The organism is Novosphingobium sediminicola, assembly GCF_014196525.1.
In the GTDB taxonomy this organism is placed as follows: Bacteria; Pseudomonadota; Alphaproteobacteria; order Sphingomonadales; family Sphingomonadaceae; genus Novosphingobium; species Novosphingobium sediminicola.
Window position 1 is genome coordinate 26663 of sequence record NZ_JACIDX010000009.1, and the last position, 18919, is coordinate 45581.

The 18919-nt window shown below is 64.4% G+C and carries 18 protein-coding genes; 8 read left to right on the forward strand and 10 right to left on the reverse strand.

The window, feature by feature from the left end; all coding sequences use genetic code 11:
* Window positions 1-11: 11 nt before the first annotated feature.
* The 6 genes from GGR38_RS12385 to GGR38_RS12410 all read right to left on the reverse strand — a co-directional run bounded on the left by GGR38_RS12385 (window position 12) and on the right by GGR38_RS12410 (window position 6612).
* A complete protein-coding gene (locus tag GGR38_RS12385) occupies window positions 12-1322 on the reverse strand; it encodes an Hsp70 family protein (protein ID WP_183625982.1) in 1311 nt (436 codons plus the stop codon).
* A gap of 1 nt (window position 1323) precedes the next feature.
* Complete coding sequence (locus tag GGR38_RS12390; RefSeq protein WP_183625984.1) at window positions 1324-1662, reverse strand: hypothetical protein; 339 nt, start codon at window positions 1660-1662, stop codon at window positions 1324-1326.
* 70 nt (window positions 1663-1732) lie between these two features.
* On the reverse strand, window positions 1733-2053 hold the full coding sequence (locus GGR38_RS12395; RefSeq protein WP_183625986.1) for an ArsR/SmtB family transcription factor: 321 nt from the start codon (window positions 2051-2053) through the stop codon (window positions 1733-1735).
* Window positions 2050-5250 carry an efflux RND transporter permease subunit gene (locus tag GGR38_RS12400; protein WP_183625988.1) on the reverse strand — a complete coding sequence of 1067 codons (3201 nt, stop codon included), beginning with the start codon at window positions 5248-5250 and terminating at the stop codon, window positions 2050-2052. The genes GGR38_RS12395 and GGR38_RS12400 overlap by 4 nt, the downstream gene beginning before the upstream one ends.
* The gene (locus GGR38_RS12405; protein WP_183625990.1) at window positions 5247-6251 is read right to left on the reverse strand and encodes an efflux RND transporter periplasmic adaptor subunit; all 1005 of its coding nucleotides are present in this window, start codon (window positions 6249-6251) and stop codon (window positions 5247-5249) included. The genes GGR38_RS12400 and GGR38_RS12405 overlap by 4 nt, the downstream gene beginning before the upstream one ends.
* A gap of 22 nt (window positions 6252-6273) precedes the next feature.
* Window positions 6274-6612, reverse strand: coding sequence for a rhodanese-like domain-containing protein (locus GGR38_RS12410; protein ID WP_183625992.1), 339 nt, complete (start codon window positions 6610-6612; stop codon window positions 6274-6276).
* A gap of 166 nt (window positions 6613-6778) precedes the next feature.
* On the opposite strand from GGR38_RS12410, the gene GGR38_RS12415 reads away from it, so the two are divergent.
* The 4 genes from GGR38_RS12415 to GGR38_RS12430 are packed head-to-tail and all read left to right on the forward strand — an operon-like array spanning window position 6779 to window position 9927.
* Window positions 6779-8092 (forward strand): NAD(P)/FAD-dependent oxidoreductase, encoded by a 1314-nt coding sequence (locus GGR38_RS12415; RefSeq protein WP_183625994.1) that lies wholly within the window; start codon window positions 6779-6781, stop codon window positions 8090-8092.
* Entirely contained in the window at window positions 8089-8292 is a 204-nt protein-coding gene (locus tag GGR38_RS12420; RefSeq protein ID WP_183625996.1) for a YgaP family membrane protein, read from the forward strand. The genes GGR38_RS12415 and GGR38_RS12420 overlap by 4 nt, the downstream gene beginning before the upstream one ends.
* Before the next feature lie 12 nt (window positions 8293-8304).
* On the forward strand, window positions 8305-9564 hold the full coding sequence (locus tag GGR38_RS12425) for a TolC family protein (RefSeq protein ID WP_183625998.1): 1260 nt from the start codon (window positions 8305-8307) through the stop codon (window positions 9562-9564).
* Window positions 9565-9576: 12 nt separating this feature from the next.
* Entirely contained in the window at window positions 9577-9927 is a 351-nt protein-coding gene (locus GGR38_RS12430; RefSeq protein WP_172339809.1) for a carboxymuconolactone decarboxylase family protein, read from the forward strand.
* Here GGR38_RS12430 and GGR38_RS12435 read toward each other — a convergent pair.
* Window positions 9924-10904 carry a LysR substrate-binding domain-containing protein gene (locus GGR38_RS12435; protein ID WP_183626000.1) on the reverse strand — a complete coding sequence of 327 codons (981 nt, stop codon included), beginning with the start codon at window positions 10902-10904 and terminating at the stop codon, window positions 9924-9926. The two genes, GGR38_RS12430 and GGR38_RS12435, sit on opposite strands and share 4 nt — an antisense overlap.
* Window positions 10905-11166: 262 nt before the next feature.
* Here GGR38_RS12435 and GGR38_RS12440 point away from each other — a divergent pair, with 262 nt between their 5' ends.
* Together GGR38_RS12440 and GGR38_RS12445 are read left to right on the forward strand one after the other, a co-directional pair.
* The gene (locus GGR38_RS12440) at window positions 11167-12375 is read left to right on the forward strand and encodes a PepSY domain-containing protein (protein ID WP_183626002.1); all 1209 of its coding nucleotides are present in this window, start codon (window positions 11167-11169) and stop codon (window positions 12373-12375) included.
* 38 nt (window positions 12376-12413) lie between these two features.
* A complete protein-coding gene (locus GGR38_RS12445; RefSeq protein WP_183626004.1) occupies window positions 12414-14702 on the forward strand; it encodes a TonB-dependent receptor in 2289 nt (762 codons plus the stop codon).
* Between the two features lie 93 nt (window positions 14703-14795).
* Here GGR38_RS12445 and GGR38_RS12450 read toward each other — a convergent pair whose 3' ends face one another.
* Complete coding sequence (locus GGR38_RS12450; protein ID WP_183626006.1) at window positions 14796-16556, reverse strand: chloride channel protein; 1761 nt, start codon at window positions 16554-16556, stop codon at window positions 14796-14798.
* Between the two features lie 77 nt (window positions 16557-16633).
* On the opposite strand from GGR38_RS12450, the gene GGR38_RS12455 reads away from it, so the two are divergent.
* Together GGR38_RS12455 and GGR38_RS12460 are read left to right on the forward strand one after the other, a co-directional pair.
* Window positions 16634-17026, forward strand: a complete 393-nt coding sequence (locus GGR38_RS12455) for a MarR family winged helix-turn-helix transcriptional regulator (RefSeq protein WP_246404632.1) — start codon at window positions 16634-16636, stop codon at window positions 17024-17026.
* Between the two features lie 115 nt (window positions 17027-17141).
* Complete coding sequence (locus GGR38_RS12460; RefSeq protein ID WP_246404582.1) at window positions 17142-17573, forward strand: histidine kinase; 432 nt, start codon at window positions 17142-17144, stop codon at window positions 17571-17573.
* 18 nt (window positions 17574-17591) lie between these two features.
* Here GGR38_RS12460 and GGR38_RS12465 read toward each other — a convergent pair whose 3' ends face one another.
* Both GGR38_RS12465 and GGR38_RS12470 read right to left on the reverse strand, forming a co-directional pair.
* Window positions 17592-17858: a metal-sensing transcriptional repressor gene (locus GGR38_RS12465; RefSeq protein ID WP_172339802.1), complete on the reverse strand. Its 267-nt coding sequence runs from the start codon at window positions 17856-17858 to the stop codon at window positions 17592-17594.
* 9 nt (window positions 17859-17867) lie between these two features.
* Window positions 17868-18755, reverse strand: coding sequence for a nickel/cobalt efflux transporter (locus GGR38_RS12470; protein ID WP_183626010.1), 888 nt, complete (start codon window positions 18753-18755; stop codon window positions 17868-17870).
* Window positions 18756-18919 lie beyond the last annotated feature (164 nt).

The window sequence follows — 18919 nt, forward strand, 5'->3', positions numbered from 1 at the left end:
TAATGCCCCGCTCAGTCCTGATCCTCCCGGCCCACCACCCAATCGTGCAAATCCGGCGCATTGCCGATCAGGGCAAGGCCATGGGCAATCGAGGTCAACTCATTGCCGGTGGCCAGACGGCCTTCGCCAAAGCGGCGCTCGAACAGGCGCCGCACCGCCGGAATCAGCGAGGAGCCGCCCGTCAGGAAAACGTGATCGACCTGATCCGCGCTCAACCCCGCGCGTTCCAGCACCGTATCGACCGTTTCGCCGATCCGGCGCAGGTCGGGCTCGATCCACGCCTCAAACTCCTCGCGGCTGACATCGGCCTCGATGGTCAGATCGGCATCGGCAAAGCGAAAATTGGCATGAGTCTGGCTGGAAAGCGCCCGTTTAAGCTGGCCCACCGCCTCATACAGGGCATAGCCCAATTCCTGCTCGACGATGGTAATCATGCGCCCGATGGCAGCTGGGTCGGTGGCGCTGCGCTTCAGCTTGGCCAGTTGTTCCAATGTGCGCCGGTTGCGCATCAGCGCCAGACGCGACCAGTCGCCAAAATCGGTGAAATGACCGGCGGGGATCTCCAGCACCTTGTCAAACGAGCGATAGGTGCCGCCTTTGCCCAACAGGGGCAGCACCAGATGGTCCATGATGCGATAGTCGAACCGGTCGCCCGCAATGCCGATGCCCGCCGAAGCCAGCGGAACGCAGCGCCGCGCAGCCCCCGGCGCCTCAACCCGGACAAGTGAGAAGTCGCTGGTGCCCCCGCCGAAATCGGCCACCAGCAAGGTTGCCGGATCGCCCAGCCGCGAGGCAAAGCTGTAGGCCGCGCCCAACGGTTCATAGACATAATGCACCGGCCGACCCAGCATGGCGAACATCGCATCATAACGCTTGCGCGCCAACGCCACATCGGGCCGCCCCCCGACATAGCGCACCGGCCGCCCCACCACGACGCATTCGGGCGCATCCTTCATCGGATCGCCGCCATGCTGCATCAGGTGGCTCAGGAAAATCTGCCCCAACTCCTCGAACCGCAGCCGCTTTTCAAACAGATTGGCATGTTCGAACGAGGCGCTGGCCGCCACCGATTTGAACGATTGCAGGAAGCGGCTGCCTTGGGGAAAATCGAGATATTCGGCAATTGCCCAAGGCCCCGCCTCATGCGCCAGCCCGCCGCGAAACGCCTCGTCCTGCCAGAAACACAGGGCCGAGCGGAACACCGTGCTGGGCCCATCGGGTGCGGCATATTCGATCATCTCGGCATGGTCCGTGCCTGATGCACGGGCGATGACCGAATTGGTCGTGCCGAAATCGATCCCGATGGCGCGCGTACCGCTCATCTCAGCGCTGCTTCTTCGCAATGGTTGCGGTGAAATCGGGGTCTTTATTGGCCACCCAATCAACGAATTTTCGCACCGCCGGATTGGCCAGCAGGCCTTCGACATCCATGCCGTAGCGCTGCAATTCGGAATTGGTGAAATTGGTGATCAGCGTCTGCTGGCAAATGCCGTGCATCGGCACGACATCGCGCCCGCCCCGGCTCTTGGGGATGGGGTGGTGCCAGACGATCGTCGATCCGGTCGGCCGCCCGCAAAGCCAGCAAGGAACGACCTCAACGGGGGTCTCCTCTTCCTGATGCATGTCGCCATAGGGGTCACGTTTCGAATGTTTGCGGGCCATATCTGCTTCCAACTGGTTTGCCTCCCCTATACCGGCCCGGCTCGGCAAGGCAAATCGGTGAACGGGCAGATCAACAGGAACCCAGCGCCCCGCCCTCGCACAGCACGCACATCGCATGGATCACGCCCGAGATGACCGGATCCTTCAGCCGATACCAGCGCGTCTGGGCCTCGATACGGACATGGACGACATCCTCGGCGCGCAGCAGCGCCAGATGCTGCGACACGCCCGATTGCGACAGGCCGGTGATCGCCACCAGTTCGTTGACGCTCACCTCGCCCTCATCCATGCGGCATAACATCAGCAGGCGTTCGGGATGGCTCATCACCTTAAGACGCCCGGCCATATGCGCGGCATGGACTTTCAGTTCGGAAAGATCGGATGGTTTCATACCGTTTCTTCGTCCAGAGGAACGCCATCATCGCGCAGCACCACATAGATCGCCGGGATCACCAGCAGCGTAAGCAGCGTCGAGGATGCCAACCCAAACAGCAGCGAGATCGCCAGCCCCTGAAAGATCGGATCGGTCAGGATCACGCTGGCCCCGATCATCGCCGCCGCCGCGGTCAAGGCGATGGGTTTGACGCGAATGCGCCCGGCCTCGATAAGCACCTGACGCAGGCTCTTGCCGGGCGTGGCCGTATGGCGGATGAAATCGACCAGCAGGATCGAATTGCGCACGATGATCCCGGCCAGCGCGATAAAGCCGATCATCGAGGTGGCCGTAAAGGGCGCCCCAAACAGCATATGTCCCGCCACAATCCCGATCAGCGTCAGCGGCACGGGCGTGAGGATCACCAGCGGCAGTTTGAAACTGCCGAACTGACCCACCACCAGCACATAGATCGCCAGCAGCGCCACCATGAAGGCCGCGCCCATATCGCGGAAGGTCACCCATGTGATCTCCCATTCGCCGTCCCACAGGATCGAGGGGCGGCTTTCATCCTCGGGCTGGCCGTGCATCAGGATGGCGGGTTTGACCATGCCATGCCCGGCCCAGTCATAGGCCTCCACCGCCCGGTCCACCGCGATCAGGCCATAGATCGGCGCTTCATAGCGGCCCGCCATATCGGCCATCACCATCGTCGCGCCGCGCCCGTCACGGCGGAAAATCGCCTGCCCGCCCACCTCGCGCCGCGCATCCACCACTTCGCCCAGGCTGAGCAATTGGCCCGAAGGCGTCGCGGCCACCGGCGTGGCCGCCAATACGCCCGACCAACTCCGCTGCGCCTGATCCAGTCCGATTTCCACCGGCAAGGGATCGCGGTCGGCCCCGCGCGGCACATAGGCCAACACCTGTCCGCCCGTCAGCGCACCGATGGAATCCAGCACCTGACCGCTGGCCACCCCGTAATGGTCGATCCGGTCGCGGTCGGGCACCAGCCGCAAGGTGGGCCGCGCCTCGCCAAAGCTGTTATCCGTGTCGACGATAAAGGGCACCGAGCGGAAGATCTGTTCCAGCACCATGGCGGTCTTTTGCCGCGTGGCCTCATCCGGTCCGTAAACCTCGGCCAGCAAGGTGGCCAGCACCGGCGGTCCGGGCGGCGTTTCGACCACTTTGATGACGCCGCCTTTGGGCAGAGCCACCGCGCGCAGCCGCTCGCGCAGGTCCACTGCAATGGCATGGCTTGACCGACTGCGCTCGCCCTTGGGGGCCAGCGTGACCATCACATCGCCCATTTCGGGCCGCGCGCGCAGGAAATAGTGGCGCACCAATCCGTTGAAATTGAAAGGTGCGGCGGTCCCGGCATAGACCTCCATGGCCGAAACCTCGGGGATCTGGCGGGCGACGGCAGCAGCCTGTTCAGCAAGGCGCCCGGTCGTTTCCAGCGACGTTCCCTCAGGCAGGTCGAGGACCAGTTGCACCTCGCTCTTATTGTCAAAGGGCAACAGCTTGACCGTCACCGCCTTGAAATAGAACATCGAGCAGGCGACCAGCGTGGCCACCCCCACCCCGATCAGGAAACGCTTGGCCCTGGCCCGCGTAGCGATGACGCGCGTGGCATAGCGAGCATAGATCGCGCCCAGACGCCCGCCGCCCTCATGCTCATGGCCCTGCGCCAAAGCGCCGCGTGCAAAGCGGATCATCAGCCATGGCGCGATCACCACGGCGACGAAGAAAGAGAACACCATCGCCGCCGACGCATTGATCGGGATCGGCGCCATATAAGGCCCCATCAACCCCGAAACGAACAGCATCGGCAAAAGCGCCGCCACTACCGTCAACGTGGCGATGATCGTGGGATTGCCCACCTCGGCCACCGCGTCGATGGCGGCCTGCTGGCGGGATCGGCCATCGTCCATACTCCAATGCCGGGCGATATTTTCGATCATCACGATGGCGTCATCGACCAGAATGCCGATGGAAAAGATCAGCGCGAAAAGGCTGACCCGGTTGATCGAAAAACCCATGATGCGGCTGGCAAACATGGTCAGCATGATCGTGGTGGGAATGACAATCGCCGTTACCCCCGCCTCGCGCCAGCCAATGGCAAAGCCGATCAGAATGACGATGGACACCGTGGCCAGCGCCAGATGGAAAATCAGCTCATTGGCCTTTTCATCCGCGCTCTCGCCATAATTGCGCGTGACATTGACCACCACGCCCGCCGGGATCAGCCCGCCCTTCAGCGCCTCTACCCGCGCCACCACGGCCTGCGCAACATTGACCGCATTGGCCCCGCCCCGCTTTGCAATCGCAATGGAAACCGCAGGCGCCATCGACCAGTCCGTGCCCTCGCGCGCCCAACGCCAGCTATGCGCCTGATCCTGCGCGCCACCCTGCTCCACCCGCGCCACATCGCCCAGCAGCACCGGCGCCCCGCCCGCCGCACGGACCGTCAGACGGCGCAGTCCATCGGCGCTGGTCAAAGGCGCGCCTGCGGTAACGGCCAGCGTCGCCCCATCCTCGCGCACCGCGCCCGCCGGAAACGACCGCCCGCCCTGCCGCACCGCCTCCATGACCGAGGACAAAGGCACATGCGCCGCCGACAGCCTCGCCGGATCGGGGATCACGCGGATCGCCTCACGCTGGCCCCCGGTGATGAAGGTCAGGCCGACATCATCCACCTTGGACACCTCGGTCCGCAACTTGGTCGCCAGCGTATAGAGGCTGCGCTCATCCCATCCCGCACCCTTGGGCGTCAGGGTCAGCACAAGGATCGGTACGTCCGAAATGCCGCGCACCGTGATCTGCGGCGACAGGACGCCTGCGGGGATCTTGTCGATATTGGCCTTGATCTTTTCATCCACGCGGGTGGCCGCCGCCTCGGGGTCCTGCCCCACGGCAAAGCGGGCCGTGACCATCACGCCATGATCCTCGGCCTGCGTATAGACATGCTCGACGCCATCAATGCTTTTGATGATCTGCTCCAGCGGCTTGCCCGCCAGTTCCACCCCGTCCGCCGCCGAAAGCCCCGGCGCGGCCACGCGAATATCGACCATCGGCACCTTGATCTGCGGCTCTTCCTCACGCGGGATCGTCACCGTGGCGATCAGCCCGACAAGGATCGCGGCCAGCAGGAACAAAGGGGTCAGGGGCGAGGCGATGGTGGCTTTCGTGATGCGACCCGAAAGGCCCGGATTCATCGCCCCGCTCCCTGATCGACGCCGGCCAGCACATCGCCGTCCCGGACGCCGGAAAGAATTTCAATCATGCCATCGGCGGCAGGCGCGGTCTGCACCGGCACTTGCGAGGCCGTGCCTTTCGGCGCGATCACCGTGGCGTAATCCAGCCCATAGCGCGTGAAAATGAAGCCGCGCGGCACGATGATCGCGCGATGCGTGCCCGCCTCAACCTGCGCGGCCACGCGCCGCCCGATCAGCGCTGCATCAAGGCCCTGCATGGCCACATCGGCGCTGACCTGTCCGGCCTGCACCGCCGGATAGATCCGCGTAACGGTGCCGTTCATCCCTTCGGCCCGCACCTTGGCGCCGGGGCGGATCTTGGCCGCCAGCGCTTCAGGCAGGTCAAGCCGCAGGACCACCGGGCCGGATGTGACCACCGCCACCACCATGCCCGGCGCCACCGGCGCGCCCGCAGGCACATCGGCGCGCAGCACGCGGCCATTGGCGGGGGCGATCACGGCGCCATTGCCCGCCATGGCGCGGATGCTGGCCTGTTGGGCGCGGGCAGCCTGCGTCTGGGCGCTGGCGGCCTGGGCGACCGCCTCGGCCTGTTCCAGCCGCGCCTTGGCATAGACACCATTGGCGGCAAGGAATTTCACCCTTTCCAGCTCGGCATGGGCCTGCACGGCCTGGGCCTGCGCGGCGGCGGCCTGCGCGCCATAGGCGGCGGATTGATAAGAGAGCTGATTGTCGGTGATGCGGCCGATCACCTGCCCTTTATGCACACTGTCGCCCGCGCGGACGGAAAGGGTGGACAGGACGCCCGGAATACGCGCCAGCACCTGCGCCTGATCCTGACTGGTCACTTCGGCCGACACGCTTTGCCAATCAGGCGCATCGCCGGCCTTGACGGTCAGGCGCGGCCCGGCGGCGGCCCTGGCCGCTTCAGGCGCGGGCTGATCCGAACCGCATCCTGCCAGAGCAGCCGCCATCGGCAATGCCATCGCCAACCATCCACGCATCCGCCCTCTCCCCTTTAATGCTTCAGCGCTCGACCGGCAGACCAGCCTTGGCCCATGCGCCGAAACCGCCCGCCAGATGGGTGTCCACGCTGGCCTGCGCGGCGGCGCATTTGTCCAGCGCCATGCCCGAACGCTTGCCGCCAAGGCAGGTCAGCACCAGTTGGCGCCCCTCGGGCGCGGGCAGACGGCTGGGCTGAAAGGCGGACAGCGGCATATTGATCGAACCGGGAATATGGCCGCCTGCAAATTCGTCCGGCTCGCGCACATCGACCACCATCGCCTGATTCGCGGCCAACATATTGGCCAGTTCATGGGCGTTGACTTCACGGTGCTGGGCCGAATTTCCAAAGCCGAAGATCATGACATTGCATCCTTATGCCCCGGGCGGAACGGCCCGACAAAAACATCACTTGCTTATATGCCTTAAATATAATATTAGTCAAGCAGGATTGAAAGCGGCTACATTCCCTTGCCGCCGCCGAAATCCGCAGATCACTGGGCCCTCACAGCATTGGGAGAGCAGAACCATGTCCTTGCCCGGAACCACATTGCCCCGAATCGTCGTGCTGGGCGCCGGCCTTGGCGGCACGATCGCGGCCTATGAAATCCGCGACGCCACCAAGGGGCGCGCAGAAGTCACCGTCATTTCCGACAGCGAAGATTACTGGTTCGTGCCGTCCAACCCATGGGTAGCGGTGCGCTGGCGCGAACCCGATGCGATCCGGGTGCCTCTGGCCCCGGTGATGGCGAAAAAGGGCATTGGCTTTACGAGTGTCGGTGCGTTGCGCGTGCATCCGGCCGATCAGCGCATCGATCTGCGCGACGGGACCAGCATGACCTATGACTGGCTGGTGATCGCAACCGGGCCGGAACTGGCCTTTGACGAGATCCCCGGTTTCGGGCCCGAAGGTCACACCGTTTCGGTGTGCCGGACCGATCATGCGGCCCATGCCGCCGACGCTTTCGACGCCTTTTGCGCCGATCCCAAGCCCATCGTGGTGGGCGCGGCGCAGGGGGCGTCCTGTTTCGGCCCGGCCTATGAATTTGCTTTGATCCTCGACACCGAATTGCGCCGCCGCAAGATCCGCGACCGCGTGCCCATGACCTTTGTCACCAGCGAGCCCTATGTCGGCCACCTCGGCCTTGACGGCGTGGGCGACACCAAGGGCCTGCTGGAAAGCGAGATGCGTGAGCGGCATATCAAATGGATTACCAATGCCCGCGTTACCGGGGTCGAACCGGGCATGATGCATGTCGAGGAAGTGGGCGAGGATGGCGCGGTCAAAAAGGCGCATGACCTGTCCTTTGGCTATTCGATGCTGCTGCCCGCGTTTCGGGGCGTCAAGGCGGTCTATGGCATAGAGGGCCTGACCAATCCGCGCGGCTTCATTCTGGCCGACCGGCATCAGCGCAATCCGACTTTCAAGAACATCTATTCGCTGGGCGTCTGCGTGGCGATCCCGCCGATCGGGCCGACCCCGGTGCCGGTGGGTGTGCCCAAGACCGGCTTTATGATCGAGAGCATGGTGACCGCCGTGGCCCATAATATCGCGGCCGAACTGGACGGGCGCGAACCGGACGAGGTGCCGAGCTGGAACGCGGTCTGCCTTGCCGATTTCGGCGATGGCGGCGTGGCCTTTGTCGCCCAGCCCCAGATCCCGCCGCGCAATGTCAACTGGTCCTCGCATGGCAAATGGGTCCATCTGGCCAAGGTCGGCTTTGAGAAATACTTCCTCCACAAAGTCCGCTCCGGCACCAGCGAGCCGCTTTATGAAAAGCTCGCGCTCAACATGCTGGGGATCAGCAAATTAAAAGAAACATCCAAGGAGAGCGTGCGATGACACTTGATACCGCTGTGATGCGTTTTGCCGGCACCGTCGTTCTGGCCAGCGCGCTGGCCGCCCATTTCATCCATCCGGCATGGATTTACCTGACCATGTTCGCCGGGGCCAATATGCTTCAGGCCAGCGTGACCGGATTTTGCCCCGCCGCGATCCTGTTCCGAGCCTTTGGCGTCAAGCCGGGCACGACGTTCAAGTAAGAGGATTGGGCGATGCGCCGCTTACTCATTCTTCTGCCCCTGCTGGCGGCGCATCCGGTGTGGGCGCAGGCCAATGATCTGAACGCGGCCATTGCCGATGCTCTTGCCCACGCCCCCGCTCTGGCCGAGGCGCAGGCGGGGCAGGCCGAGGCCAAGGCGCGGCTGGACGGCGCGCGGGCGCAGGGGAATCCCATGCTCAGCGTTGAAGGACAGATCGGCGCGGGGCGCATCGACAATGAAGGCTTCTTTGGCTTTACCGCCCGTAATGTGACGCCTCTGGCGCTGCGGGCGGGGGCGGAAATGCCGCTCTATGCCGGGGGCCGCGTGGCCGCCGCCATCGATCAGGCCAAGGGCGGCAAGGCGATGGCCGACCTTGGGCTGGCCGATGCGCGCTCGCGGGTGATGGTGGGCGCGGTGGCGGCCTATGCCGAGGTGCTGACCGCCCGCCGGATCGAGGCGCGGTTTCAGCAATTGACCACTGAGCTGGCCGAGGTCGAGCGGCAGGCCAAGTTGCGGTTCCACGCGGGCGAGATCCCCGCCTCTGACCTTGCCGCCGCCACCGCGCGCCGGGCCGAGGGCGAGGCGGGCCTTGCCGCCACGCAGGGCCGCCGCATCACCGCCGAGGCCCAATTCGCGCGCGCCACCGGGCATGAGCCGGGCAATCTGGCCCCGCTCCCGCCCCTGCCCGCCACGCCGCCGACACTGGACGAGGCGATGGAAAGCGCGCATCGCGCCAATCCCGCGCTGGCGCAGGCGGAAAAAGGCATAGACATCGCGCGGGCCGGCGCGCGCGGCGCAAGGGCCGAGAGCCTGCCCACCATCGGCGCTTTTGCCGAGGCGACGCGCACCCGCGACCAGTTCTTTCCCGATTATCGCGCCGATGCAATGGCCGTGGGCGTCCGGGGCCGCTGGACCATCTGGGCAGGCGGGCGCACGGCGGCCAAGATCCATGAGGCCGATGCCGGGGTGGACGCCAGCGAGGCCCGCGCCCGCGAGGCCCGCGAACAGATCGACACCGCCATCATTTCGGCATGGACGGGGCTGAAAACCGCTCATCGCATGGTCGAGGCCAGTACGCTGCGCGCGAGTGCCGCCGCCGAGGCGCTGCGCAGCGTGCAGCTTGAGGCCAAGGTCGGAGCGAAACCCACGCTGGCCGTGCTGGACGCCGAGCGCGAGGCCACCGCCGCCGATGCGGGCAAGATCGAGGCCGAGGGGCAACGTCTGCTCGCGGCATGGCAGCTTAACGCATTGGCGGGCGCGCTGGCGCCGTAAAGGAGGATTACCATGAACAAGGACTGGCCGCAGATGGCCAAGGATCTGTCGGGGGCGATCAAGGAAGTGCGCATCGGCGCGCCCGATGTGATGAAGAACTTCTCCGCCATGGCCAGCGCCGCCACCGCCAATGGCGCGCTGGACAGCAAGACCAAGGAGCTGATCGCGCTGGGCATTGCCGTGGCGATCCGCTGCGATGGCTGCGTGGCCTTTCACGCCCAGGCCGCCCTCAAACATGGCGCCACGCGGGATGAGGTGATGGATGCCATGGGCCTTGCCGTTTATATGGGCGCAGGGCCAAGCCTTATGTATGCGGCGCAGGCGGTGGAGGCCTATGACCAGTTTGCGGCCGCCAAGGCCTAACGCGCGCGGTAATCCAAAGTGAAGCGCCGCAGCATCGCATCATGCTCCTCCTGCGGCTCGGCCTGATCGCCCTTTTCTCCTTGCGCGAAAAGGATCAGATGCTCGACGACCCAAGCCAGCGCCTTGTCGCTGCCATTGGCGCAGTGCCATTGCACCACCTGCCGGATGGCGGGCATGGTAAAGGGCAGTTCGGCGATCTGCAGCGGAAAGATCCGCGCCATACGCTCGGCCTGACGGCGGTGCATCGTGGCCACGCGATCGGTGTCCAGCACCAGCAGCGGCAGCGAGAGGAAATTGGGCGCGACCACCTCGACCCGGCGGGTCTGGCGCTGGCGGCGGGTGAACCATTCGTCGAAGGCAGGCATATGGCCGCGCCCCAGCCGCGCCGTAACATGGCCAAGGCCGAAATAGATCTCGGGCGTGAGCGGGCGCGACAGGGCGCGGTTGGAGCGACAGCCCACCACCACATAGTCGTCCTCGAACAGGAACCGGCTGGGATGATCGGGCGATACGGCGAAGTCGATGGTGATGAGCAGGTCGGCAAAGCCGCGGTCTATGGCCTCCACCGGCTTGCGCCCCATCGGCTGCAATTCGAACCGCAGGCCGGGCGCCAGTCTGGCAAAATCAGCCAGCGCATCGGCCAACAGCACCTGCGTCGTATAATCCGAGGCCATGATGCGCACCTGACGGTCGGCGCTGGCCGGGTCGAAAGGCTGGGATACGGTGATGGTCGAGCGGATCTGATCCAGCACCGCGCGCACCGGCTCGATCAGATTTTCCGCGCGCACGGTCAGCGTCATCTGCCGCCCCTTGGTAATCAGCAGTTCGTCGCCGAAATATTCGCGCAGCCGGGCCAACGCGCTGGAGGCCGCGGATTGCGACAGAAACAAGCGCTCGGCGGCCAGTGAGACGCTGCGTTCGGCCAGCAGCACATCGAGCGCGACCAGCAGATTGAGATCAAGCCTTTCAAATCGCATCGCTTACCCCCGATTTCCAAGCTCCGTATTGCCGTCTTGCGCAGCATTCAGGCCCCTGTTTCCTGGCCCAATCGCCAGCAAAGCGGGGCTGGTGTCAATCCTATCCGATCTCTCATGCCGATCCGAACCTATCGGTTTGCCGCGAAGGCGGCCGCCGCGCTAGGAAACCCGAACCCCTGCAGCGCAACGGACGGACGCCGCAGGAACAGCCAAAAACAAGCCGAGCCGGGCCGTTGCGCCTGATGCCGGGAGGGAGACTATCATGCTGCGCTGGCACCGCCTTTGCGCCTTTGCAACCTTGCCTGTGATGGCGTTTATCGTCGCGACGGGGGCGGGCATAGAAGCCGCCGACATGACCGCCATTCTGGGCCATGCGCCCGAAACCGGGGCGGCCATGCGCAAGATCCGCGAGCATATCTATGGCCCGCCCAATTATGCCGTGGTTTCGGCCACTGATTATGACAGCCCCGCCCTGCCCGCCGGGCTGGATTATGCGCAAGGACTGGCCCGCACCGCCGCGCTGGCGCGCAGGACGATGCCCGATGCGGCGCTGCAACTGGTGGAAATTCGCGGATTTGAGGGACGCGTGGCGGGCCATGCAAGGATGGATGGCAGGGATCTGATCTTCGATCTGGCCAATGGCCGCGCCTTGCCCTCTGCCGCCCTGCCATGGGACCAGCCGCCCTCCGACATGCGATCCACCCGCAGCGATTTAAAAGAGTGGCACCGGTTGGGCCATTTCGGCCTGCTGGCGGCCTCGGTCAATGCGCTGGCTGGGCTGGCGATCGCGGTGATGATGGTTACGGGGCTTGCGCAATATGTCCGGCTGTACCGCGCGCGGGCCAAGATCGGGCGTCATGCGCCGGTCTGGAGCGGCGGGTCGCGCTGGCGGGTGCTGCATCGCGCTGTGGCGTTGATCGCTGCCCTGCCGGTGCTGTGGCTGGTAGCCAGCGGATTGGCGCTGGCGGTGGACAATGTGGCGGCGGGGGTTGGGCTGCTGATGGCCCCGCCCGCCGCCCATGGTCCGGATCCCTTTGCCGGGGATTTCAGCACCCCCATGCGCGATGATGAATTGGCCGGGATGAGCGCGGCCACCTTGCGCGCCTTTGCAGCGGATCATCCCGGCGTGGGGATCAAGGTGCTGCGGCTGCGCTATTTCGCAGGCTATCGGCAGGGCATCGTCATCGCCGCTGACGCCGACACGTCGCAAAATGTCTATGACACCAACACCGGCCGCATGCTGTCCATGAACGAGCCGGGCTATCCGCGCCTGATCTTTCCCACCGGATGGGAATGGCATCAACGGCTGAAACGCGTCCATCGCGGCGATTTTCTGGGCATGCCGGGGCGCGTGATCGCGGGACTGGCGGCGCTGGGGCTGCTCTATCTGATGATCTCGGGCGCGGTCATGTACGCCCAATTATGGACGCGGCGGCGCAAAGCGGGCCGGACCAAATGGGTCTGGAAATAAGAAAACCAAAACAGATCAATTAAAAGTGAGGGGAAGTTATGAAAATACATCTGATCCGGTCTGCGGGCCTTGGCGCTCTGGCCTTCATGCTGATGACGAGCGGGGCGAGAGCCGCCGAAACGCCCGCCGCCAAGACAGACAATGGCATTCAGGAAATTCTGGTCACCGCCGAGCGCCACGTCTCCTCGGTCCAGAAAACGCCGCTCTCAATCACCGTGCTGGGCGAGGATGCCTTGAAGCAGAAAGGCATTACCACCGGACAGGACGTGGCCGATGTCGTGCCCGGCGTGAAGGTGATGCACGAAATGGGCGTGACCAATGTCTATATTCGCGGGGTCGGCAACACCGCCTCCAACCCCTATGCCGACAGCGGGGTGACCTTCAACCTCGACGGCGTGGCGCTGACGCTGCCCTCAGGCGCGGGCGGGCAGATGTATGATCTGGCGCGGATGGAGGTGTTGAAAGGTCCGCAAGGCACGCTCTATGGCCGCAATGCCACGGCAGGCGTGATGAACATCGTGACCCGCGATCCCGATTTCGTGCGGGGCGGCTATGCCAATGTCACCTTTGGCAATTACGACAATGTCGAAACCGAGGGCGCATTCAATCTGCCTTTGTCCGATACGCTGGCGGCGCGGGTGGCGTTTCACACCTCTAACCACAAGGGCTATCTGAGCAATGGCAACAATGACGAGGACGGGCGCGGTGCGCGTCTGAAGCTCTTGTGGAAACCCGCGACGGGGACGCGCCTGTTGCTTGGCGTGGATTTCGACAATCAAAGCGGCAAGGGCGCGCAGCGCGTTCCGGTCAAGAGCAGCGACGGCAGCTTCTATTTCAACGCCGCATTGGGCATCAACAACCCATGGTATATGCAGAACACCATGCCCTCGCCGGTGGGCGGCAACACCCAGATCGTGCCTTCCGACGCGCATGTCATCAATCGCAACTGGGGCATCTTTGCCCAATTGGATCAGGACGTCGGCATTGGCGTGCTGACCGTTCTGCCCAGTTACCGCGAATATAAGCAGGACTGGAAAAGCGCCGACGATGGCTTTGCCTTTCAACAACAGGTCAGTGACAAGTCGAAGAGCATCGAGGTCCGGCTTGGCTCGCATGACGATCGCGGCAGCCGGTTGAAATGGGTGCTGGGCGCCTATGGGCTGAGCGAGAGCCTGCCCAATGTCGTCAGCGTGCAGCAGAGCTTCCCGATTATCGGCGCGACCTCGCCCGAACAGGCGAATATGTATCTGCAAACCACCGGCACGCCCTATGATAAGACCTCATCCTATGCCTTTTTCGCTCAGGCCACCTATCGCGTGCTGCCGGTACTGAGGATCACTGGCGGCATCCGCTATACCCATGATTCCAAGCATGAAACCGGCTATACCAGCAATGACATCAGCTATTCGCCCTATAGCCAGTACACGTTCAAGCTGGACTGGCGCGCGGTCAGCCAGAAGGCGACATGGCGCGTGGGTTTCGATCTCGATCTGGCGCCCCAATCGATGCTCTATGGCAATATCGCCACCGGATATAAGGCGGGCGGTTTTGGCGCGGGGCCGACGCCCGGCCTGACGCCGGGGCTGACGGTCGATCCCACGCTGGTGCCTTTGCTGACCTATAAGCCGGAAGAGCTGACTTCCTACGAACTGGGCATCAAGAACAGTTTCTTCGACCGGCGGCTTCAGGTCAATCTTCAGGGTTTCTACTGGAACTACAAGAACCAGCAGATCCAGACGATCTTCCTCTTCCCCTTGCCCTCGCTGCCCCCGGTCATCGTGCCTTCGGTGGTCAATGCGGGCGCGGGCAAGACCTATGGCGCGGATCTGGACATCACCTATCGTTTCTCGCCGCACGACCAGATCGGCGTTTCGCTGGAAGTGTTGGGGTCGAAATATGACAATTTCAACTATCCCTTCCTCTTCACCAGCGGCCTCAATCAGGACAAGAGCGGACGCCCCTTCAACTATGCGCCCTCGCTCTCCGGGTCGGTCGATTATTCGCATGTGTGGGATCTGGCCAATGGCGGCAATGTCACGCTGCGCGCCGGGGTGCGCTTCAGCGCCAGCTATTGGATGAGCTATAATTACGACAGCGCCTCGCGGCAGGGGGCCTATAGCAAGACGGACCTCAGCCTTGAATATGCCGCGCCCGAACATGCGTGGTTCGCGCGGGCCTGGGTGCGCAATTTGGAGAACAGCGCCGTGCTCAGCTATGTCGGCGGCTCGGTTCCGGGCACATCGCTGGCGCCCGCGCCATCTGGCGTGTCATGGGCTACCATCCAGCCCCCGCGCACTTTTGGCGCCAGTTTCGGGGTCAAATTCTGATGATAAAGGCTTCCGTCCGCGCGCTGCACACATCAGTCCTCCCAAAGGCCTGAGCGGATGGAAGGCGGGCGCAGCCACTGGCTGCGCCCGTCATCATGCAGGCAGCCTTTCATCGGCGCGCACGGCCTGACGGGCCTTTAACAGATCATGGCGCGTCACCATGCCGACCACCCGGCCATCCGAGGGAGACAGCACGGGAATGCGCCCCTTGCCGGTTTCCAGAATAAGGTCGGCCAGCGCGCCGATAGGCGTCTGCGGCCAGACATAAGGCTCCGAAACATCCGAGAGGACATCGCGCAGGCACAGGCCCGGCTCCATGCCGCCGCCCCGCCAATGCAAGGCGTCCCCCCGCGAAACCATGCCCACAAGCCCCCCCGCCGCATTGACCACCGGATAGGAGCGATGCCACGCCCCATCGGCAAAGAAGGCCATAGCATCGGACACCAGCATCGTGTCGGCCATGGTCTGGGGCGCGGGGGTCATGATGCGCTCAACCTGAAACATCTCCAGCGGATCGACGCTGTATTCCTGCCGGATATGGCGGCCCCGCCGGGCGATCTTTTCGGTCAGGATCGAGCGGCGCATCACCAGCACGCTGACCCCATAGGCGCCGATGGCGCAGGCCAGCGTAAGGGGCAGTGCCTCAAAATGCCCGGTCAGTTCGGCGGCGAACAGGGCGCCCGTCAGCGGTGCGCGCATCGCCCCGCTCATGATCCCGGCCATGCCGATCATCGCCCAAACGCCCTCGCCCCCCGGCAACCACAGGCCCGCCAGCGCGCCCAGCGCCCCGCCCAGCATCAGCAAAGGCGCCAGCACCCCGCCCGATGTGCCCGAACCCAGCGCGACCAGCCAGACCGTGGCCTTGACCGCCAGGAGCAGCGCAATCGCCCGCGCGCCCATCGCGCCATCGAGTAGCGCCTGAATATTGGCATAGCCCGCCCCCAGCACGTGCGGATCGATCAGCGCACCCAGCCCGACCACCAGCCCACCGATCGCAGGCCACCACATCCAATGCACAGGCAGGCGATGAAACCCATCCTCCACCCGGTAAAGCGCGCTGGAGAGCAGGCCCGCCATCGCCCCCTGCAACAGACCCAACCCCAGCGCCGCCGCCAGCGCCCAAAACCCGGCAGGCATCGTCAGATTGGCCGGAAACATCGGCCCTGCGCCAAGCCACCCCCCGCGCAGCACGTGGGCAACCAGACAGGCCAACACCACGGGCACAAAACTGCGCGGTTTCCATTCGAACAACAGCACCTCGACCGCCAACAGAACCGCCGCCAGCGGCGTGCCGAAAATCGCCGTCATCCCGGCCGCCGCGCCCGATACCAGCAGGGTCTTGCGCTCGGCGGCGCTCAGGTGAAAGCGTTGGGCAAAGAGCGAGCCGATAGCGCCGCCGGTCATGATGATAGGCCCTTCCGCGCCAAAGGGGCCGCCGCTGCCGATGGAAATGGCTGAGGACAGGGGCTTGAGAATGGCCACTTTCAGCGACAATCGGCTCTCGCCGTAGAGGATGGTTTCGATGGCCTCGGGGATGCCATGCCCCCGGATCTTTTCCGAACCATAACGCGCCATCAGCCCGACAATGACACTGCCCAGCACAGGCATCAGCACGATCATCGCCGGATTGCTCCCCGCCGCCATGGGCACGGCATCCACCGACAGGCGCCCATACCAGAACAGATTGGTGGCCAACGCGATCAGCCGCAGCAGCACCCACGCCCCCACCGCGCCCCCTGCGCCCACCACCAGCGCGGCAAGGGCCAGCACGACCATGCGATGATCGGCGGTATGATCGCGCAGGCTTGGCAGGTCGGGGGCGAAATGGGATGGCGGCAAGGGGGCAACGGACATAGATGGCTCCGGATTGTGCCCTGCGCAGATATATCGTAGTACGATATAAATCAAGAAGAGGAAACGCCGTGTCTCAACTGGAGGAAGCCGATTACGCCCTGTTGGCGCAATTCCGGCATACGCTGCGCCAGTTTCTGGTGTTCAGCGAGGACAAGGCGGCCAGTTTTGGCCTGACGCCGCAACAGCATCAGGCCTTGCTGGCGATTCGCGCCGCGCCTGATGGCGGGGCCACCATCGGCTATGTGGCCGAAAGGCTGATCCTGAAACCGCATAGCGCCAGCGGCCTTGTCGACCGACTGGAAACGCAGGGCTGGCTGACCCGCACGCCCTCGCCGCAGGATCGGCGGCAAGCCATGCTGATCCTGACCAACAAGGCGCGTGAGGCGCTGGAGGGGCTGAGCGCGACCCACCGCGAGGAAATCCGCCGCCTGCGCCCGATGCTGTCCGACCTGCTGGAGCGTCTGGGATAGGCTGTGCCGCAAAAGCTCCAAGATGAATATCTTACGACAATTGTATTCAGCTTGTCGGAAGTTCGCCCCCGCTAAAACTGCCCCATCGGCACATCGCCGATACGGGAGAAGTGACATGCGGCATTGGATCGGAGCCATGGCTATCGGGGCGGCGGGGCTGATGATGGCGGGCGTGATGACGGCGGGCAGCGCGCAGGCGCAAAGCTGGGGCGTTTATGTCGGCAATGGCGCGCCGGCCTTTGCGGGAGGCTGGCGCGATGACAGCGCGGATCGCATGATGCGCTTCATCTGTTCGGGCCAGCGCGCCCATGGGCTGGAAAACCGGCTGGATCATGAGGTGGACGAAGGCGATATCGACCCCGGCACTGCCAATCGCATCCATGCCGCCATCGACGGCCTTGAAGACCGCCAGCGCCATGAATGCGCCGAGGGCGATATCCGCTCGGTGCGCGAGATCGGCTGGCGCTATGACCGGATCGGGCAATGGATGGAGAGCGCCGCCCATGGCGATGACGGCCCGCGCGGAGGCTGGCGGCCCCGCTGGTAAGGGGCCCGCCGGTAAGCCTCAGAGATATTTGGCGAGTTCCGACAGTTGCGCCAGTTTCTCGCGCAGCTCCGGCGTCAGTTCGCCCAGCGTATCGGTCAGATGATGTTCGATATGATGCGCCACCAGCCGCGTCTTGGCCTTGTCCAGAGCAGCCACCACGGCGGCCAGTTGCTGGGCCACATCGAGCGCGCTGCGGTTATCCTCGATCATCGTGATGATGCTGGCGAGGTGACCGTTGGCGCGCTTGAGGCGGTTGGTCAGGTCCTTGTCGGTGGCGTGGCTCATCGCGCCGGTTCAGAGCAGATGGCGCGCGCCGTCAAGCGCAATCACCGCGCCCACGATCAGGATCACAGCGCCCGAGATCAGCGGGGCCTTGCGCACCGCATCGCCAAACCCGCTCCAGCGCTTTTCCAGATGGCGCAGCGATAGCGCGGCCAGCACCCCTGAAGCCACCATCGTCAGCGCGAGCCCCACCGAGAACCCCGCCACCAACACCGCGCCCAGCGCCACCCGATGCAATTGCAGGCACAGCATCAGCACCGTGATCGCGCCGGGACAAGGCACCAGCCCGCCCGTCAGGCCAAAGATCACGATTTGGCCCGTGGTAACCGAGCGGCCCGAAAAGCGGCGGCGGATATCCTCGGCATGGGCGGCCTCATGGGCATCGACATAGCCGCCGGTTGCCAGTTCCAGTTCGTGGATTTCTTCCTCGGTGGGCTCGTGGTGATGGTGGCCATGCCCGTGGTGATGATCGTGGTGATGATCGTGGTGATGATCGTGGTGATGGCCATGATGATGATCGTGCCCGTGATCGTGGTCATGCGCATGGGCCGCGTGCAGATCAGCCCGTGCGCGCCAGATCATCCAGATCGCCATAGCCACGATAACCGCGCCCGAAGCCAACTGGAAATAGGGTTCGGTGTCCTCGGCCCGGAATGAGCCAAAGGCCCACATGCCCCCCATCGCCACCAGCCACACCACCAGCGTATGCGACAGCGTGGCCGCCAGCCCCAGCAGCACCGCCTGACGCACTGTGCCTTTCACCGCGATGATGAAGGCGGCCATCATCGTCTTGGAATGGCCCGGCTCCAGCCCGTGCAGCGCGCCCAGCAAGATGGCGCTGGGAATGAAGAGCCAGCCATGAGCGGCATCCTGGGCGATAAGGGCGGTGAGATCGGTCATGACCTGCGCAATTATCCCCCCAGGGGGGATATGGCAAGGACGATAATGCAGATGCCGGACCATCGCCCGAACGATAACCGGTCCCGCGCAGGACGATTGCGACAAGGCCCCTTTGTCGCTATAGGAAACACCTACCGGCACTGGGCCGGTATGCCCGCAGGAGG

Bases quoted from the DNA above. Each gene is read 5' to 3' on its own strand.
- GGR38_RS12420 (WP_183625996.1), top strand. From the start codon at position 8,089: ATGACACTTGATACCGCTGTGATGCGTTTTGCCGGCACCGTCGTTCTG.
- GGR38_RS12450 (WP_183626006.1), bottom strand. From the start codon at position 16,556: ATGTCCGTTGCCCCCTTGCCGCCATCCCATTTCGCCCCCGACCTGCCA.
- GGR38_RS12400 (WP_183625988.1), bottom strand. From the start codon at position 5,250: ATGAATCCGGGCCTTTCGGGTCGCATCACGAAAGCCACCATCGCCTCG.
- GGR38_RS12430 (WP_172339809.1), top strand. From the start codon at position 9,577: ATGAACAAGGACTGGCCGCAGATGGCCAAGGATCTGTCGGGGGCGATC.
- GGR38_RS12470 (WP_183626010.1), bottom strand. From the start codon at position 18,755: ATGACCGATCTCACCGCCCTTATCGCCCAGGATGCCGCTCATGGCTGG.
- GGR38_RS12385 (WP_183625982.1), bottom strand. From the start codon at position 1,322: ATGAGCGGTACGCGCGCCATCGGGATCGATTTCGGCACGACCAATTCG.
- GGR38_RS12465 (WP_172339802.1), bottom strand. From the start codon at position 17,858: ATGAGCCACGCCACCGACAAGGACCTGACCAACCGCCTCAAGCGCGCC.
- GGR38_RS12395 (WP_183625986.1), bottom strand. From the start codon at position 2,053: ATGAAACCATCCGATCTTTCCGAACTGAAAGTCCATGCCGCGCATATG.
- GGR38_RS12460 (WP_246404582.1), top strand. From the start codon at position 17,142: ATGCGGCATTGGATCGGAGCCATGGCTATCGGGGCGGCGGGGCTGATG.
- GGR38_RS12390 (WP_183625984.1), bottom strand. From the start codon at position 1,662: ATGGCCCGCAAACATTCGAAACGTGACCCCTATGGCGACATGCATCAG.
- GGR38_RS12445 (WP_183626004.1), top strand. From the start codon at position 12,414: ATGAAAATACATCTGATCCGGTCTGCGGGCCTTGGCGCTCTGGCCTTC.
- GGR38_RS12415 (WP_183625994.1), top strand. From the start codon at position 6,779: ATGTCCTTGCCCGGAACCACATTGCCCCGAATCGTCGTGCTGGGCGCC.
- GGR38_RS12425 (WP_183625998.1), top strand. From the start codon at position 8,305: ATGCGCCGCTTACTCATTCTTCTGCCCCTGCTGGCGGCGCATCCGGTG.
- GGR38_RS12410 (WP_183625992.1), bottom strand. From the start codon at position 6,612: ATGATCTTCGGCTTTGGAAATTCGGCCCAGCACCGTGAAGTCAACGCC.
- GGR38_RS12405 (WP_183625990.1), bottom strand. From the start codon at position 6,251: ATGCGTGGATGGTTGGCGATGGCATTGCCGATGGCGGCTGCTCTGGCA.
- GGR38_RS12435 (WP_183626000.1), bottom strand. From the start codon at position 10,904: ATGCGATTTGAAAGGCTTGATCTCAATCTGCTGGTCGCGCTCGATGTG.
- GGR38_RS12440 (WP_183626002.1), top strand. From the start codon at position 11,167: ATGCTGCGCTGGCACCGCCTTTGCGCCTTTGCAACCTTGCCTGTGATG.